We start from the raw sequence: 18969 nt of genomic DNA on the forward strand, positions 1-18969 counted from the left end.
TGAGATGTACTTTTTATTGGATTATTAGTGCCTTATAATGCTGTAAATCAATATCTTTGTGTGGTTATGCACATACCTATAGGACATACTACCAAGCGATTCTCAAAATGGTTATTTATTATAGCCTTATTACTGAATACAATTTCTTTTGCAGGTTATTCAGCAAATAGCCAAGCAGAACAACAGATTGTTCCAATAGAATTAGTTCATTCAGAATTCGTTACTACGAATAAAAAAACAGCGTTATTTTATACACAGGTAAGCGATTTATTTTTAGAACTACAAAAACTACACACGTATTATACTTCCGTTTTTCTGCACTATTACAGTCAATTGATTCAAGTCAAATGGCAGGATCTGAATAGGCATTTTATAGTGATAAAAGAAGAAATTCAGCATTCCCTTTTACAAGTAATGGCTATTGTTTATCCAACAGTCCACACTTCTCGTTTTAGATTATAATTAGCAAAATTATTCTAAAACAAGCTGTCAGGATCCCTGGTGGTATAAATAAACAGTATGAGAAATTTAAAGAAAGCACTACGAACTATTGGGTTTGTAATGTTATTATTGCTAGCATCTATTGGTATAGGTTTGGGTGGTGGCATTCCGATTGCAATTACAAAAAAAGAAGATCATTCTGAAACGGAAACAGAATGGATCGATAAGAAAGAGAAGGAAAATGAGTTGAAATAATTGAATTCATATCCATCCTTCGCGAATCGCTTTTTTTACAAGTTCTAAGGTGGTGAATGTTTCACTTTTGCGGAGAATGTTTTTCCGATGTGTATCAACAGTATGTTTACTAATAGATAGTATAATAGCAATTTCACTGTTTCTTTTTCCATCGACAAGATATTTGAGAATCTGTTTTTCTCTTTTTGTAATAATCTCCTTTTTGGTTTTAAAAACAGATAATGCTTCTACATTTAGAAATGAAGGTTCATTATCGAGGCCAATAAAAGAGAGTGTAGGTTTACCTTCGGGCTTTAGATGAGTAATATCGGTATGAATCCCCAATACGCGAATGGCGCCACCATCTTTACCGCTTTGTATCGTTAGTAACTGTTGCAGTACCCGTATGTATTCTCCATTGGATTTCTTGATTCTATAATCGTATCGAATTTTATATTTCATTATTTTTTCTGGAGTAAACTGGTAGAAAAAATGAATTGCATAGTTTTCAAAATTCAGAAAATACGATAGATCATCCGGATGGATTTTTTGCATGATAAATTCGGGAGTAATGACTTCAGGAGGATAACCTAATATTTGGGTCACATTTTCCTGAATGTATTCTATTTCTGCCGTACATAAATTAAAAATATAATAATAATAATCCCCCACCTGAAATACATCCGATAATTTCTGGTAGTGTTGCAAGTCAAAATCGGAGACTTCCTCAGGCCTAATTTTGGCAATTTTTAACCACAATTGCTGTATTTCATCAAAGGGTAATTTTTGCATATTTATTCTTATGAATTTATGTTAAATAAAAATAATATTGATTAAAAATACCATTTTTATGGTATTTTTTTATGTTTTTTTTAGAATTAATTTTAAGGAAGATATGAGTAGGCACAATCATGGAAAAAAGAGAATACCACATTTATAAATTAGAAGAATAAATAGAGATTGTACTCAGTACTAGTTTAGTAAGTGCAGGGATAGAATATAAAATAATAGAATCTTCGAATAATAATGATTGGATATTCATTTAAAATTTTCACTGATGAAAAAAAACTACCTTATTTTTTTACTGCTCTTGAGCGGAATTGTCTTTGCACAAAATCCGACCAATCCCACCTATGATTTTTACGGAACTTTTACAATCAAAGGTAAATTATACAATTACCATTTTATTCAACAAGAAAATGGTATAAAATCCATCAGCTATTCTTCTTTGGATAATGCAGAACAACCTATTTCAATTGATAAATTGGACAAAGTAATAACAGATATAAAAGCTTTAGAGATTGTAAAAGAAATGAAGAAAAAAGATATTGATACTTTGACTTCAAGATTTAATGAAGCTAAAAAAATTATTGCATCACAGAAAAAAACAAAGCAAGAAGAAGTAGAAAGTACGGATAAAGCAGATATGATTACAAAATTGATTGAGTATATATTGGCTGCTGCTAAAAGTGAGGGTTTTAATAAAGAGGAAGTAACTTCCTTACTAGAAAAGCTAGCGAAATACAAAGATGCAGCAAAACTAGTTGAGAGCAAGACTAGTGAGCCGGGCTTTACGACCGATAAATATAAGTTTCAAGAGATTACTAAATCTGAAATTGAAAAAAGTTTTAAATTGGTAAAAGAGTTAAATATCGCTTCTGATAAACAATCAAAAGAATCTGAAGAATTCAAAGAATTTCAAAATGTTGTGGATAAGGTATTTTATGAAATAGACAATAGAGTGAAATTTGGTGACCGACAGCCTACTGTTGCTCATATATTATTAACACGTAAAAGGATTGATTTAGAAATAAAATATAAGAATGTTAAAGATTGCAATAGTTGTTCAGAACCATGTAAAATGTCTAAGGAAAGTGAGAAATTTGAACCCAAATCGGATAAACAGATCTCCTTTGATGTTGAGCGAATTACTATAGAATTCGATGAAGGTACTATAAAAAACATATTTGCCGATTTAATCCCGAATGTACCGGAATATACCGCTATTTACGGACGAAAAAGCATCCGTTTCAGAAATAATAAACCCATTAGTACCTCAGGGAAATTTGATCCAGAAAAATTTGCGAAACATGCAATATTTGCGGGAGACGATATAATATTGCGGAATCTTATTAAAAAGGATGAAGGACAAGAAATATGTGATTTAAAATTCAATTTGAATGAATTAGTGGAGTATAAAGTAGCTGCGGAGAATGATAATGAAGATTATAGCCCTCAAAATGCAGTTATCATATTGACCCCAGAAAATAACATTATAGAACTGAAAAAAGAAAAAACCGCCAATGCGTTTAGTGCCAGAATATTTACTGATTTAATGGGTTTGAATGAAGACCAACCGAATGGTTTAGTACAAATTGAGGTTTCAAAAAAATTAAATTTATATACGAATCGGTTTCAAGTTTTTTCAGCTTTTAGTAATTGGGGATTCTTAACGACTATAACACCAATATTAACGTTTAGTAAAATTGAAGAAAAAGACCGTAATTATATTTTGGATGGAAATGCTGTTAATACTACACAATTAGTAGATGGACGTGCTAATTTCTATATTAAACCTATTGAAGTATTAAAATATCAAAATTTTAATTTTGGAGTTTTATTAAATGTCTTCAAGTTAAATATTACAAACTATAAGACGAACTTTCAAATCAATTATAGCTTGAATTATGGAAGATTATCCGTTGCAGACTCAGTATTTATTGAAAATGGAGGTATTGTAGCATTACCTTCAAAGTTAAAAACAAATATAAGCACGATTAAACATACTTTAGGTATAGCCATGGAGTTAAAGCCAAATCCTGATTTTGGATTAATGCTTGGCTTTGATTTCTTATGGCTTAAAACAAAAAAGGAGCGTTATGCTTATTTACCAGAAACAACGAATTTAATTTATGTTTCTTGGCTTGAGGGTTTTTTAAAATTAGGAGATGCCTCCAAAGCATTTATACGGTACCGTTATCACAGGCAAGATGGTAATAGTCAAGAGAATTTCCAACAGATACAATTGGGGATTCAAATTGCTTTGAATCGAGTAGCCGATTATAAAAAATAACGAAATAACTCAAAAAATAGGATTAGTGTAACTTTTTGTTTTTTTATGGGTCTATATAATAAATCGTGTTGTGATTGGGGTAAAAGTGTAGAAAATTATATTCTAGAAACAATATCTTTACGACATTAAAAAACAAATTATGAAAATTACTCTGCCTGTTTTTTTTACCATAATATTCATTATAGTATTAAATTTCACTACAAGCTTATCAGCGAAGGAAAGGATTCAAAATCCTTCCAAAAATGAAATTATCTTTAAAGTAGATGAACGAACTGAATTTTTCAGGACGATATACAATTTAGCGGTAGATGATGTAATTGATGATAAATTAAAGCCTTGCGAAACGGAATATTATAAGAGTGTTAAAGCTTATTTCAATCCTTATAAGAACCATCCTTTAATGGCTTACATCTTGAATAATGACAATATTGGAGTAGATTTTTCGGTAGTAGGGCTAATGTATAAAAATTTTGAAACTTTTGAGTTTGATTCATACTATTTGGATGAACTAAAAGGAATGGGAATCAGTGAGCAGGAAATCAAAGAAATGAAGCCTCTTTTATTGGATTTTTATAAAAAATCTAATTTTAGAAAGTTTTTTAAAAGCCATCAAAACTATTACTTAAAAGCAGTCGAAAATCTAAAAATTGAAGCCGAAAAAGAGCAACTTTTCGAATCGATAGAACAGTTTTATCAATCTCAGAAAGAAGGGTTGAAATTTATTATTTTTGTTGAATTGACTAATAATGCTAACAACAGAGCATTATCTTTTTATGAACATAATAACCCAAAAACAAGAGCCCTTATTCTAACGAATTTATGTACGGATATTAATAGCCCTACTGAAACGAATAAATTTTTAACCTTAGAAGGAAAAAGAAGGATTTTATACCATGAAATTTCACACATATTCACCAATGAACTATTGAACAAATACATAGGGAATATATCAGATTATAAATCTCTTTGTAAAGAATGTGATGAGGTTAAAATTAGAGATTATGTAGACCATGCTATCGTTAATCCTTTGCAAGCAATATTGATGAAAAGATTAGGTAACGATACGAGTGGAGAACTCTATTTCTTAACGGAATGTAAAGATGTAAGGAAAGACATTTATATCCGATTAGCCCTTTATAACCCAAAAGATATTATTTCTTTTGAGTCCGTTTATAAAGAATGTATTGAAATACTTCAAAAAAAGTCGGCGGAGATCAAATAATATTTGACATTTCGAAGGTTAATTTTTGTATTGGCTGTGCGATTAGAAATCGACTCAATATATTCAAACAATCAAGGAAAGAATTTATTTTGCCTAAAGAATAAATTTTAACGCAATAATGTTGCGTTTTGTTTGCTACTTATTAAATTTGCAACAATGTTGCATATAATAATTTAAAGCTAAACAAAATGAAACAAATTTATCTATCCATTAGCGTGTTCCTGTTTGTATTGATATCGGGTACAGAATCGAAAGCACAAGAATTTCAAAACAAATCATTGCGAGTACCGATTGTCACCATTCAAAAGAATAAACAATCAACACAAAAGAAGGATGAAAGTACAACAACCGTTTGTAAAGACAATCTGGGAGGAGCACTAGAGCCATCCTTTGTGAAATTTAAAATTAAAGAAACTAGTTTCGATCATGTGACTTATGCAGCACCTACAACGTATTACCATGAATATCCAATTTCAGAAAATACTTCGACAGTGCTTATTGTAGGGCAAGAATATGTATTTTATACATTTACTTCCTCCGAAGCAGTACTAGCAATTTGGATAGATTATAACCAAAACAATATTTTTGAAGCAGAAGAGTGGACAGAGTTAGTCAATAATATGCAATCGGAAAACACCAGTAATTTTACAATTTCAGCCCATGCAATTCCGGGTAAGACTAAGATGCGTGTACGAACCAGAGCTTATGGAAGTGCCATTAAGGCAACAGATGCTTGTAGTTCATTTGGATCAGGGGAAACCAGAGATTATACAATCGAAATTAAGACAGCCAGTTTATCCGTAGGTAACATAACAAAAGAAAAGAAACAGCTCAATATTTATCCTAATCCTACATCTGGCTATGTAAAGGTAGAAGATAACAATGAAATTGAAAATCTACTCTTGTATAGTGATTCTGGAAAATTATTGATTAGTAATGCATACAATCATTTAGATCTTACAGGATATGCCACAGGATTATACATTGTGAAAGTGCAATATAAAGATGGACAATCAACCTTTAGAAAATTAATCAAGAAGTAAAGTAGTAGTATAGAAATAAACAAGGGACAAAAAACGCATCTTTTTTGCCCCTTGTTTTGTTATAATAAGTTTGTATTTTTTATAATGTAAACTTATTATGTGCTAAAAAGTTCAATTTTAGAGAGAGATAATGAACCGTAAATTTAGCTTTCAACAAATTGTATTGTGTAGTAATCAACTGATTCTTTGAGGTAGTGAAAATTGTAGCATCGACTAATCCGCTCGTAAATTTTGATTGAGTAGTTTGGAATGATTTTTCAGCCAAAATTTCGGTGTTTTCTAGTTGGGTAACCAAAACTCTATTTTGTTCCTGTTTTGTAATTTCTTGCGTAATAATATTATTCAGTTTTATTTTTTCCTGTTTAGTAGCTACACTTTTTTTCTGGTATTCAATTTTAGAGAGCTGTACATTCTGACTATTTCTTAAACCATTGAATAGTGGAACTGATAATTGTATTCCGATATAATGATTTTTATTACTGTTGATTTGTGTCCAAAAAGGATCTACAACTGCATTACTTTGACTAATGGGAAGAAAATAGAAAGAAGAAAAAGTATAAAATGCGGATAACACCGGTAAGCTCTTATTGCGTTCAATGTTGATGTTCTTTTTAAAGATTTGTTCATTGAGTTCAGCCGAATGAATAATCGGAGAATTCTTAAGAGCATCTTCAAAAATTGTTTTTGGGGATAACACTGTAGGAAACTCTGTTGTTGCTAGCGGCTCTACCAAAAAATCATTGGGTAGTACAGTAGTGATATTCATAAGCTGTAAGAGGGTTAGCTTCTGGTTTTCCAACAATTGTTTTGTACTCAGGATATTATTTTCTTCCTGGGCATAGCTTACTTGCATGTCATAGAGATCACTTTGTGGTTTACTACCAATCTCTACTTCTTTTTGTATTCGATTTAAATTAAATTGAGCATTTTGAAACTGAACATTCTGAATTTTCAGTAGTTCTTGCGAATACAATACATTAAAATAATTCTCTAGAATAGAAAGTTGGTATTCATTTGCTGTTACTTCTTTGTCTGCTTTAGATTTAAGAATTGCAATTTTGTTTCTACGCGCTTGGGTAAAACTATTGAAATCTACCAGATTCATGTTTGCATTCAACGATAAGTTATTCGATTGAATGTTAGAACTAACTCTATTATTGGTCGATGGATCAATTGTTGAACCAATACTATAGGTTTGATTTCCGGAAAAAGTAACCCGAGGTAATAAATCCAGTAGTGGACTGCGGTGTGTTTTTTCTGCACTAAGAATATCAAGTTGTTTAAGTTGGAAGTCTAAATTGTTTTTCATACCAGTTTCAAGGCACTTTTGTAAAGTCCATACTTCTTGGGCAGAAACGTGAATAGTGAATCCAAAAAAGAGAACCAGACTGAATATTTTGATATTTTTCATGGCAATAGAAATTATAACCCGCAGAAGTGAAATTCTGCAGGTTATTGATTATTAAATGATTTGTGAGAAAAGAACTAGGAGTGAGATCCTACTAATTATTCATATTTTAAGTAACGAAGTACATCTACTTTTGTAGCTTGATATGCTTTTGAAAGTACAATCAATAAAGTCAATAGCAACAATACGACGAATCCGATGATAAAAGGAATTACACTGATATCAATTCTGTAAGCAAAGTTTTCTAACCATTTACCCAGTAAATAATACACAGGAATCAAAGCAATTAAAAACCCGATAATACAGTAAACAATATATTGTTTGGAAAGTTCTTTCAATAAGGTTTTTGTTTCAGCGCCTAATGTTTTTCGGATGGCTATTTCCTTCATTCTTCGTTCAATAGAGTAGGAGGCTAAAGCAAATAAACCAAAGAGAGCAATAAGAATCACAATAAAGTTTAAGAGTGAAAATAGACGCTCTTGCTTTACATAATTCTCATATGTTCGAGCAAAATCATTATTAACAAAATCGTAATTGAATGGATATTTCACATCTACATTTTTACCCCAATACTTTTCTATATCGCTTATCGTTTGTTCCATATCATTTGGAGAAACTTTAACAAAGACTTTACTAAGTGTATTGACCATCCAATTGATGGTTTTGAAATGGAAAAAAACCATTGGAGGAATCTTATCTTGTGGAGCATATAGATTAAAGTCTTTTACTACTCCTACAATTTTTAATTTATTACCATTCCATTCAATTTCTTTACCAATTGGATCTTTTTCATTCATCAATTTTGCAGCCGTTTCATTGATTAATATTGAATTGATTGTATCGGAAGCAAACTTTTCAGATAAATTTCTACCAGAGACTATTTTAATTTCCATCATGTCTAGCATTCCAAAATCAATACCCATGTTTTGTCCCTGTACAGCATTATCCTTGTAAGTAAAACCAGAAGATGAATTTGCCCCACTCCCAAGTCTAAATGAACCCGTTGAAGCATTTTTTACTCCTTTTATCTTTTTTAATTCTTGTATAACGGTATGGTACTTTTGAAGAGAGGCATTTTTGTAATCTTTATTCTCAACACTAATAGGATTACGATAGTCAATCTGTATAATTTGGTCTCCTTTGAAACCTAAATCCTTAGTGCTAAGATAATGTATTTGTTGGTGTACAATATAAGAACCAATGATGAAAAAGGTAGCAATAGCAAACTGTAATATCAGCATTCCATTACGAAACCAAATCCCACTTTTACTACGTCCAAAGTTCCCTTTTAATACTTTTAAAGCTTCAAAATCGGCTACATATACAGCAGGGAAAATACCTGCAAAAAGAATAACAATCACAAAAATACTAATCAACTGTAGGTAAAATTGACTGCCTTGAATAACAAGTTCTTTTCCTAAAAAATCATTATAGTAAGGCAATGAAAGTTCTACAATTACTAGAGCGAGAAGTATAGAGAAAGTGGTTAGAATTATAGTTTCAAAAATAAATTGTTTTACAATGTTACTTTTTGATGCCCCTAGTATTTTACGTACACCTACTTCTTTGGCTCTTTTAACGGCATCTGCCGTAGCAAGATTCACATAATTAATGATCGATAAGGTCAATACTAATATGGATAAACCAAATAGAATTAATAGGAACTGATAGTTACCTTTTTCTTCAAATACATATTTTACAGTAGAGTGTAAACGTGAATCTTTTAGATTTTCTAGTACTGTTTTCGATTGACCCCATTTTTTAATTAATTCTTCAGGAGTAACCCCTAGAGATTTTGCTTCTTTTTTAAATTTATATTCATAGAATAAGTCACCTATTTTACTTTCTACAGTTTTGGCTTGTGAAGGGTCTTTTAATTTTACGTATAAACCAAAATTATAATTTCCCCATTGGTCTTTGTTTTGTTCTAACTCCTTATTAATCGTAGAAATTACAATTAAAGGTTCAATAGAAGATTTTCCCTTGATTTTATAGACACCACGAACGACTAAAGGAGTATTCTGATAAAGTACAGTTTTCCCCATTGGATCTTCATCACCAAACAGAAGTTTTGCATTTCCTTCAGAAAGAGCAATACTTGCATTGTCTTGTAAAGCCGTTTTTTTATCTCCTTTTATAAATTCGAAAGGGAAGAATTCAAAAAAGTTTTTTTGAGCATTCAGAATCTTTTTATAGAGTTCTTTTTTTCCATTGTACTCAATGATTTCTGATTGATAATTAGTTTTGAAATAACAAAAGCTTTCTACTTCAGTAAATTCAGCACCCAGGTGTTCACCCAAAGTTCCCGGAACTGTTGACCAGTATTTACCTTCACCCATATCACTAATGACCTGGAATATTTTGTCTTTTTCAGGGTTCCAAGCATCATAGGAATGTTCCTCATTCCAATATAAAGTGGTAAATATAAGTCCTGCAATACCAAGACTTAGTCCTAGAATATTGAGAGCAGCAAAGAGTTTATTGCGTTTTAATTGATATAAAAATATCTTGATCCAGTTGCGAAGCATAATGAATTGATTTAAATGTTATGAAATAAGATTGTTAGTAGAATTTGCGATTTAAACAAATACATCTACGTTTCGACTGTTCTGTCTTTCAGACAAGATCATTCCATCTTTCATTAAAATTGTTCTTTGAGAAAAAGAAGCATCATATTCAGAGTGCGTAACCATTAAGATCGTAGCTCCATTTGCATGCAAATCAGTCAATAGTTCCATTACTTCATTACCATTTTTACTATCTAAATTCCCTGTAGGCTCATCGGCAAGGATAATCTTCGGTTCGTTCACTAATGCTCTGGCTACCGCAACTCTTTGTTGTTGTCCACCAGAAAGTTGTTGAGGAAAATGCTTTAGACGGTGAGAAATGGCGAGACGCTCTGCAATGACTTCTACTTTTTTCTTGCGTTCTGCTGGACTCACATTATTATAAATCAACGGCAATTCAATATTATCATATACTGATAGTTCATCGATGAGGTTGAAATTCTGAAAAATAAATCCAATATTTTGTTTTCTACTTTTTGATTTTTCTTTTTCACTCAAACCCATCATTTCCTGATTCAATAGTTTGTAGCTTCCACCATTTGCACTATCCAGTAGACCAATGATGTTTAATAAAGTTGATTTTCCACAACCTGAGGCTCCCATAATAGTTACAAATTCACCTTGTTGGATTTGAAGTGAAATTTCATTTAAAGCTTTAGTTTCTATTTCTTCAGTTCGGAATACTTTAGATAAATTTTGAATTGTGATCATAATTTTTTTGATTTAGAACCAATGGATTAGACTGGTTTAGTTTACTATTCGTTGATTGATTGATGATTATTTTAAATTAAGAACTTGTATTTCATTATAATCCTTATATGTTGAGGTAATTACTTTTTCACCCACTTTTAAGCCTTCTTGTATTTCATAATATAACGGATTTTCTCGGCCTATTTTAATGTTTCTACGTACCGCTTTGTCACCTTCTACAACAAAGATCCATTTTCCAGCAGTATCACTATAAAAACTACCCTTTGAAAGTACCAAAGTTTTTGTTTTTTCAGAAAGCATTAATCGTATACCAAAACTAAGTCCTTGTCTTAAATCTAGTTCTTTTCCATCGATAAAATTAAGCTCGACTTGAAAACGCCCTCCTTTTACTTCAGGAAGTACTTTTGAGATTTCAACTTTCAAGATTTTATTTTTATACTCTACTTGCCCAATTTGCCCTGGAGAAATTTTCTCTAAATAGAATTCATCTACATCAGCCATTAATTTGTAGCCATTCATCATATCGATTTTTCCGATACTTTCACCAGATACATAATTTTTACCTAAAACCGGTTCAAAAGAAGAAAGTCTGCCCGCAGAAGGAGCTGTAACCAAGAAATTCTTTTTGTTTTTTCGTAGAATCTCAAGACTTTTATACATAATCTCTTGAGATTGGCCAATTTGTGAAATTTGAATCTGATTGGCTTGTTTTTCTTTTTGAATACTTTGTTGAATTATACTCTTACGCTCTTTTTGAAATCTGAAATTTTCTGTTGTTTTCTCAAACTCATTTTTAGCCAAAATTTGTTCCTTATATAATTTTTGATTCAAATCAAATAGATTTTTTGCATCCTGATAATCATGTTCAATAGCAATAAGATCTTTAGCCAAACTTAGTTCCTGATTTCTCAAATCAAGTTTAGCCTTATTTAAGTTATTAATTTGCTCAATAATAGATGTTTCTTGGGTCATGTACCCTAATTCGGTATTGGGATTATACAATCGAGCCAAAGGTTGTCCTTTTTCAACGAAAGCCCCATTTTCTACTAATATCTCTTGAATAGAACCACCTTCCACAACATTCAATAAAGTAGAATGTAAAGGTTCCACTTTTGCTTGAAATACAATGAAATCTTCAAAATAATTATTCTCAACCGTTTTAATTGTGATTTCATTTTTTGAAATGTCTAAACTTCTTTTTTTAGTAATAGAAGAATACACAAAATAACTGATTAATAAAAAAACAGGTAAAGCTAAGGCGAGGTATTTATTTTTTCTATTTTTACGAGGCGTGATGGTGTCCATATTGATTATTTTATAGAGGTACTTATCAATTTTATGCCACAAACTTTAAAAAGAATAACACGTTGATTTTTAGTGTTTTATTTATTTCTAAAAAATCAAAAGTGTCCGATAATGAACACCTTTTGTCCGAAACCGTACAGTAATGAAAAAAACACAGGCAAACATATTAGTGATTGATGATCAGGAAGACATCTTATTTGCTTCCAAAATGTTTTTGAAAAAACATTTTGAGAATATTTTCACACTCAATAACCCCAGAAACATTATAAATCTGTTATCTGAGAATCATATTGATGTGGTACTCTTGGATATGAATTACCGTATAGGATTTGAAGATGGGAAAGAAGGAATTTATGTATTGAAAGAAATTAAAACATTCTCTCCAAAAACAATTGTGATTCTTATGACGGCATTTGGTAAAGTAGAAACAGCTGTTGAAGGATTAAAATCAGGAGCTTTTGATTATATCTTAAAACCTTGGGATAATGATAAACTACTTGCCGTAGTAAAAACAGGAGTAGAGGAGAGTAGAAAAGAGCAAAAAAGAGTGGATAAAGAACCCAAAACGGATCGATTCTTTATTGGACATTCCCCTTCTCTACAAAAAGCGTATTCATTTGCCGATAAAGTAGCAAAAACCGATGCAAATATTTTAATTTTAGGTGAAAATGGGACAGGGAAGTATGTACTAGCACAGCATATCCATCAAAATTCTCCACGTAAAAATCAACCCTTTGTCCATGTAGATTTAGGATCATTGAACGACAATATCTTTGAAAGTGAGCTTTTTGGTTATGCCAGTGGAGCATTTACCGATGCAAAAAATGATACACCAGGACGATTCGAATTGGCTCAGAATGGGACTATTTTTTTGGACGAAATAGGGAATGTACCCTTGCACCTGCAATCTAAATTATTACAGGTAATCCAGAACAAGTCAGTAACCCGATTAGGAGAATCAAAACCCAGAGCAGTTGATGTTCGTATTATTACGGCTACAAATGCTGATTTAAAACAAAAAGTTGGCGATAAAAATTTCAGAGAAGATTTATACTATCGCATTAATACGATGGAAATAATGCTGCCGCCACTCCGTGAGCGTAAGGATGATATTATACCATTAGCCCAATTCTTATTGGAGAAGATGATTGATAAATATGAACGTGCAGCGATTGTCTTTAACCCCATAGCCTTAGAGCAGATGGAAAAACACGCGTGGAATGGAAACATTCGAGAAATGGAAAATAGAATCGAACGGGCTGTAATACTTTGCGATAAAGATATCATCACCATTTCCGATTTAGATTTGGATATCATAGTGCCAGTGGAGGATCATAAAGATGATTTACAATTAGCTGACATAGAGAAAAGCTCTATCGAAAAAGTATTGCATAAAAACAATTTCAATATTAGTAAATCAGCCGAAGAATTAGGATTATCCCGAGCTTCATTGTACCGCAGAATGGAAAAATTTGATATTAAGGAATAACGAACTATTGACTTGAAAATAATACAATAGATGAACTTTAAACAATACAACGGTATATTTTTTCGAATCCTAATCATTATAATAGGGATTACCTCCTGTATAATTTTATTTCAAAAAGGACTACACTATTCGGCTATTCTAGCTGCAATAATTTCTATCACCATCATCATAGAAATGTATATATTCATTAAGAGTAGTATTCTTTTTTATGATAAAACGATAGATGCAATATTGGCCAATGATTTTTCAGCGGACTTTTCAAAACAGAGCACTTTATCCAATTATAAAAGTTTACTAAGACTCTATGAAACTTTAAAAGAAAAGCAGAACGACCAAGAGTCAAAAGAATTGGTATACCGTTCTATCTTGAACAATATTGAAACAGGTGTTTTAATCTTACAGAAAGATAAACAAGACTGGGATATCTTCTTAATGAATGATTATTTCTCTAATTATTTTACTGTTCCTAAAGTTTCCAAATGGAAGTATCTTAAGAATCATTTACCTTCTCTTTGTGCAAGTATTGAAGATCAAAATTTTCAGGAAATCAAAACGGCACTGCAAATCAAGGTGGAACAGCAAGACACACAAACCTTTATACTTCAAACCTCTAGGACAAAAACATACAATAAAGAATACTACATTATCCTCTTGGATTCAATTCAAAAAGTAATTGAGAAAAAGGAAAAAGAAGCGTGGATTAATCTGATGAAAGTAATTTCGCATGAATTAATGAATTCTTTAACGCCCATTCGTTCACTTACACAAAATCTTAATGAGCTAATGCAACAAGAATCTCTTTCTAAAGAAGATTTAGAAGATATTAAACAAAGCGTTACGACAATGATTCACCGTAGTGATCACCTACAAATTTTTGTGGATAGCTATCGAAAATTAGCCATGTTACCTACACCTGTAAAAACTAAGGTAGAGCTGAATGAATTAATTAATAGTACCTTAAACATCATGAATCCTCTCTTGAAAAAAGAGAATATTGCAGTTGTGAATTCAATTTCCTTTAACCGATGGCTTTCGGTAGATAAATTACAGATGGAACAAGTTCTAATCAATATACTAACCAATAGTATTTATGCATTAGAAGGATTAAAAGATAAAGTTATTGAGATTCAGGCAGAGCAAAAAAATGATAGAATTACGATAACGATTGGCGATTCTGGAAAAGGAATTGAAAAAGAAATTGAGGATAAAATATTTCTTCCTTTTTTCACTACCCGTATAGAAGGAGCAGGTATTGGACTTACTTTATCCAGAAATATTATAGAAGCTCATGGTGGCTATTTGACCTTGAGAAAAGGAGAAGAGCAAACCATTTTTGTAATCAATTTAAAAACCTAAAATTAAAATTATATATAGTAAATTACCATATATATATTCTTTGTTTACTTCCTGAACTTAAAAAATACCTTTTCTGTACAAAAATATACTACAACAAAAACAACAACAAGGTAATACGGGTAGTATTGTTAGGTAAAAATCTTACAAATATTATAAAATACACTAGTGTTAACGTCGAAAATTACCGTAATTATTTAATTATTCTATGAAATAGTTAATCACTGTTTCATAGTTAGTTACAGTATTTTGTAAACAGATAAAAACCATTTTTTATTTTCAATTCCTCAAAACCATTTTATTTTTATTTAGAATAAATAAGAATAGTTTAGGATTTTAACATTTTGTATTTTAATTTTGGAACATCAAAATAAAGTTAAAAAAGAGTAGAACTATACTCAACTTATCCAAATGAAACTACAAAGACTATGTGTTTTAGCTATTTTTCTAATAGCTTCATTACAGGTTTTCTCTCAAAGTAGAAAATCTTCTGTATCGGGGAAAATATTAACCCCCGACAATTTACCGGCCGAATCCGTTTCCGTTTTTTTTAAAAACACACAATATTCAGCTATTACAAATGAAAAAGGAGAGTATACGATTGATGCAGAACCAGGAAAATACACTTTAATTATTTCATATATCGGTTTTAAATCGAAAGAAATGAAAGTTGTTGTGCAGGAAGAAAATACGCAGATACAAAATGTAATTGTAGAGGAAGATGTCAAAGCCTTAAATGAAGTTCAGGTAGAAGGAAAATCGAGCGTACAGCGCATAAGAGAACAGGCTTACAATGTTACTGCAATAGATGCAAAACAGCTTTATAATACTTCGAGTGATATCAATCAAGTATTGAATAAGACAACAGGAGTACGCATTCGTGAATCGGGTGGATTAGGTTCTAACTTTAACTTCACTTTAAATGGTTTTTCAGGAAATCAAGTTAAATTCTTTTTGGATGGAATTCCAATTGACAATTATGGTTCATCATTTACACTTAATAATATTCCAATCAATATGGCTGAACGTATTGATATTTACAAAGGAGTTGTACCTATTGAACTAGGTGGTGATGCACTAGGAGGAGCGGTTAATATTATTACCAATAAAAATATCAACCGTTATATTGATGCCTCTTATAGTTTCGGATCATTTAATACCCATAAGGCAGCAATTAATACCCGTTTTTCCAATAAAAATGGATTCATATTGAATGTAAATGCTTTTACCAATTACTCTGATAACGACTATAAAGTGGATGTAAGTATAGCCGATCGTGAAACAGGACAATATTTACCAGAACGAAAGTTTAGACATTTTCATGATGGTTATAAATCTGGCACCATGATGGTTGAAGGAGGAGTGAAAAATAAAAAATTTGCGGATTATTTATTAATTGGAGCCATTGTAACTGGCAATAAAAAGGAAATCCAACAAGGCTCAACCATGCAACGTGTAGTGGGAGAAGCGTATACAGAAAGCAAAGGTTTTATTCCTTCGTTGAAATATAAAAAAGACAATTTGTTTACAGATGGACTTTCTTTGAATTTCACAACTTCATATAATATTTCACAAGGAAAATCAGTCGATGTTTCTTCAAAAGTTTATGACTGGACGGGAGGGTATACGTATAGAACCTACGGCAATACTCCTGATAAGGGTGAGCTAGGTGATAAGACAATCTATGTCTATGATGAAAAGACATTTCAGACCGCAACCAATTTAAAATACCAAATCACAGACAATCAAACGGTAGCCTTGAACCATTCCTATACAGGATACAATCGTAAAGAAAATGATGAATATAAAGAGATTATCCGACCAGGAAAACCAACAATTAATAAAGGGTTTTTAGGATTATCATATAATGTTATAGCCTTAGATCAACGCCTATCTGTTTCCGCTTTTGGAAAACGTTATGATTTATCGACTAAGATGGTATCGAATGATGCTTTGTTATCAAAATCATCTTCATTTTATGGTTACGGAACCGCTGCAACTTATCATATTATTCCAGAATTGCAAGTTAAAGCATCCTATGAATATGCATACCGTATGCCTACAGCAACAGAAATGTTAGGAGATGGATTAAGTATTAAAAGTAACATTGATTTAAAACCAGAGAAAAGTAGTAACATCAATGCAGGATTAGCTTTTACAAAAAAAATAGAAAAACATACTTTTGGGCTAGAAAGCAGTTATATTTTTAGAAATGCAAAAGACTTTATTCAAAATGTACGATTAGAAACTACAAGCAAATATGAAAATCAGGAAAGTATTCGAGTACAAGGTGTCGACGGAGCTATCCGATACGGATACTCAGAGTTGTTAACGTTTGAGATTAATGCAACCTATCAAAAAACGACCAATACAAACAAATTTGCCCCACCAGGAACACAAATACATAATTACCTATACGGTGCTCAGTTGCCGAATACACCAATATTCTACGGGAATGCCGATTTAACGTTCATGTTCAAAAATGTTTCGTATACTCATGATCAACTTTCAGTAAATGTAGGAGCAAATTATATCGATGCCTATTATTTATCATGGCCTATTTATGGCGATTCAAAATACAAAAAAGCCATTCCAGAACAGTTCACTCAAAACCTAGGAGCAACCTATTCATTCCAAAACGGTAAGTACAATGTGGCTTTGGATTGCCGTAATATCACCGATGTAAAGGTGTACGATTACTTTAATGTACAAAAACCAGGGCGCTCATTTACGATAAAATTCAGATACTTTTTTAATAATTAATCATACTTAAATAATCAAATGATGTCAATAAACAAATTCAAAAATTATTTTACGGCTATAGCTCTATCAGCTGTATTTTTTTCTTGTGGAAGTGATGATTCTTCTAGAGGAGATGAAAATTCTGGAGCAGATTCAAAATATGTTTTCTCCTATTGGTTAGCAGACTATACACAATACATCTGGGGATTCGATTCATTAGATCGATTCATGACAGGAGAAATTAGTATGCAGGGAATCGGTATTGAACAAAAAGGAGATTGTATTGCTGTAAACAATACACTTTTTGCTTGTAGTACAGACGACGATGGAGGAGCATCTCTTTACATTGATCAAACAGGAAAATTAGTCAAGGGAAATAAAATTGCTATAGAATCAGTATATGCTTTTGGTACTACAGAAGATAATAAAGCAGTGCTTATTGGAGCTTCATGGGAAGGAAGTTCTATAGACAAAGAAATGATGATTTATGACCCAAATACAGTTTCAATCATCCGTCGAAAAATGGATAATTTTGCAGAAGTGGTAGGGAATGAAACTTTATATATGTGGCCTACAGGTTTACAAACATCAGGAAATAAACTATATGTTACTGGTTATTTATTACCACGCGTTGGAAACAACTGGGGAGATAAAAGAACGACAGAAACTTACATCAGAGTATATGATTATCCATCACTTACTTATGTAAAAACGATTAAAGATACTAGAACTACACCAGCTGGAATTTATTATAGTAATACAGGTACAATTCGTACAGAAAATGGAGATATTTACACTTTCTCTTCGAATGCCTATGCAGGAATCTATACTCCAAAAACAGATGCAGCTTCAGGGATATTACGTATTAAAAGTGGAACTGATACCTTTGATGCAGATTACTTCCTTAACTTCGAACAAAGCAGTGTAACAGGAAAAGTGCTTTCTGCTTACTATGCAGGAGGAAATAAAGTAGTGGTAAAATACATTCCTAAAAATATTGATACAACAGAAAATCAATCGGCATTTCTTCAAAATACAAAACCTATTTTAAAATCGGCTATAGTAGATTTGATAAGCAAAACGGTTACACCAATTACAGGATTGCCAGATCATTCCGGGGATGAATATTTTGGATTGGGTAGTATGTATGTAGAAAATGGAAAAGCTTATAAAAGTTACTTAAACAATACTGAATCTAGAATCTATCAAATAGATCTTAGTACAGGTGTTGCTAAACCAGGAGCATTGTTAAAAGGTGGTCTTCACATGCCAGTAATTACCAAGTTAACAAAAAGATAATCCCTATTTTTTATAAAATAATTACATAACCATGTGACTGTTGGTTCTCCTTCAAACACATGGTTATTTTTTACTAAACTCA

General features: G+C 31.6%; 14 protein-coding genes. 9 read left to right on the forward strand and 5 right to left on the reverse strand.

Going from position 1 to position 18969, the window contains the following annotated elements:
* The first annotated feature begins 66 nt into the window (after positions 1–66).
* Both P6733_RS02730 and P6733_RS02735 read left to right on the forward strand, forming a co-directional pair.
* Positions 67–462, forward strand: coding sequence for a hypothetical protein (locus tag P6733_RS02730; protein WP_306350067.1), 396 nt, complete (start codon positions 67–69; stop codon positions 460–462).
* A 57-nt stretch (positions 463–519) separates the two neighbouring features.
* Positions 520–696 (forward strand): hypothetical protein, encoded by a 177-nt coding sequence (locus P6733_RS02735; RefSeq protein ID WP_306350068.1) that lies wholly within the window; start codon positions 520–522, stop codon positions 694–696.
* Positions 697–702: 6 nt separating this feature from the next.
* On the opposite strand, the gene P6733_RS02740 is transcribed toward P6733_RS02735, so the two are convergent.
* Complete coding sequence (locus P6733_RS02740) at positions 703–1467, reverse strand: LuxR C-terminal-related transcriptional regulator (protein WP_306350069.1); 765 nt, start codon at positions 1465–1467, stop codon at positions 703–705.
* A gap of 265 nt (positions 1468–1732) precedes the next feature.
* Here P6733_RS02740 and P6733_RS02745 point away from each other — a divergent pair, with 265 nt between their 5' ends.
* The 3 genes from P6733_RS02745 (at position 1733) to P6733_RS02755 (ending at position 6013) form a co-directional block, all read left to right on the forward strand.
* The gene (locus tag P6733_RS02745; RefSeq protein WP_306350070.1) at positions 1733–3748 is read left to right on the forward strand and encodes a hypothetical protein; all 2016 of its coding nucleotides are present in this window, start codon (positions 1733–1735) and stop codon (positions 3746–3748) included.
* A gap of 139 nt (positions 3749–3887) precedes the next feature.
* Positions 3888–4970 carry a DUF4932 domain-containing protein gene (locus tag P6733_RS02750; RefSeq protein ID WP_306350071.1) on the forward strand — a complete coding sequence of 361 codons (1083 nt, stop codon included), beginning with the start codon at positions 3888–3890 and terminating at the stop codon, positions 4968–4970.
* Between the two features lie 188 nt (positions 4971–5158).
* Entirely contained in the window at positions 5159–6013 is an 855-nt protein-coding gene (locus P6733_RS02755) for a GEVED domain-containing protein (protein ID WP_306350072.1), read from the forward strand.
* Positions 6014–6092: 79 nt separating this feature from the next.
* Here the strand turns inward: P6733_RS02755 and P6733_RS02760 are convergent, their stop codons facing one another.
* The 4 genes from P6733_RS02760 to P6733_RS02775 form a co-directional block, all read right to left on the reverse strand.
* The gene (locus P6733_RS02760) at positions 6093–7424 is read right to left on the reverse strand and encodes a TolC family protein (protein WP_306350073.1); all 1332 of its coding nucleotides are present in this window, start codon (positions 7422–7424) and stop codon (positions 6093–6095) included.
* A gap of 95 nt (positions 7425–7519) precedes the next feature.
* Positions 7520–9949, reverse strand: a complete 2430-nt coding sequence (locus P6733_RS02765) for an ABC transporter permease (protein ID WP_306350074.1) — start codon at positions 9947–9949, stop codon at positions 7520–7522.
* Positions 9950–10000: 51 nt separating this feature from the next.
* A complete protein-coding gene (locus P6733_RS02770; RefSeq protein ID WP_306350075.1) occupies positions 10001–10699 on the reverse strand; it encodes an ABC transporter ATP-binding protein in 699 nt (232 codons plus the stop codon).
* 66 nt (positions 10700–10765) lie between these two features.
* Complete coding sequence (locus P6733_RS02775) at positions 10766–12004, reverse strand: efflux RND transporter periplasmic adaptor subunit (protein ID WP_306350076.1); 1239 nt, start codon at positions 12002–12004, stop codon at positions 10766–10768.
* Between the two features lie 142 nt (positions 12005–12146).
* Here P6733_RS02775 and P6733_RS02780 point away from each other — a divergent pair, with 142 nt between their 5' ends.
* The 4 genes from P6733_RS02780 (at position 12147) to P6733_RS02795 (ending at position 18887) form a co-directional block, all read left to right on the forward strand.
* Positions 12147–13493 (forward strand): sigma-54-dependent transcriptional regulator, encoded by a 1347-nt coding sequence (locus P6733_RS02780; protein WP_306350077.1) that lies wholly within the window; start codon positions 12147–12149, stop codon positions 13491–13493.
* Between the two features lie 30 nt (positions 13494–13523).
* Positions 13524–14849, forward strand: a complete 1326-nt coding sequence (locus P6733_RS02785) for a sensor histidine kinase (RefSeq protein WP_306350078.1) — start codon at positions 13524–13526, stop codon at positions 14847–14849.
* 408 nt (positions 14850–15257) lie between these two features.
* Positions 15258–17609 (forward strand): TonB-dependent receptor, encoded by a 2352-nt coding sequence (locus P6733_RS02790; RefSeq protein ID WP_306350079.1) that lies wholly within the window; start codon positions 15258–15260, stop codon positions 17607–17609.
* A gap of 21 nt (positions 17610–17630) precedes the next feature.
* Complete coding sequence (locus tag P6733_RS02795) at positions 17631–18887, forward strand: DUF4374 domain-containing protein (RefSeq protein WP_306350080.1); 1257 nt, start codon at positions 17631–17633, stop codon at positions 18885–18887.
* Positions 18888–18969 lie beyond the last annotated feature (82 nt).

It is taken from the genome of Flavobacterium aerium (assembly GCF_030766725.1).
In the GTDB taxonomy this organism is placed as follows: Bacteria; Bacteroidota; Bacteroidia; order Flavobacteriales; family Flavobacteriaceae; genus Flavobacterium; species Flavobacterium aerium.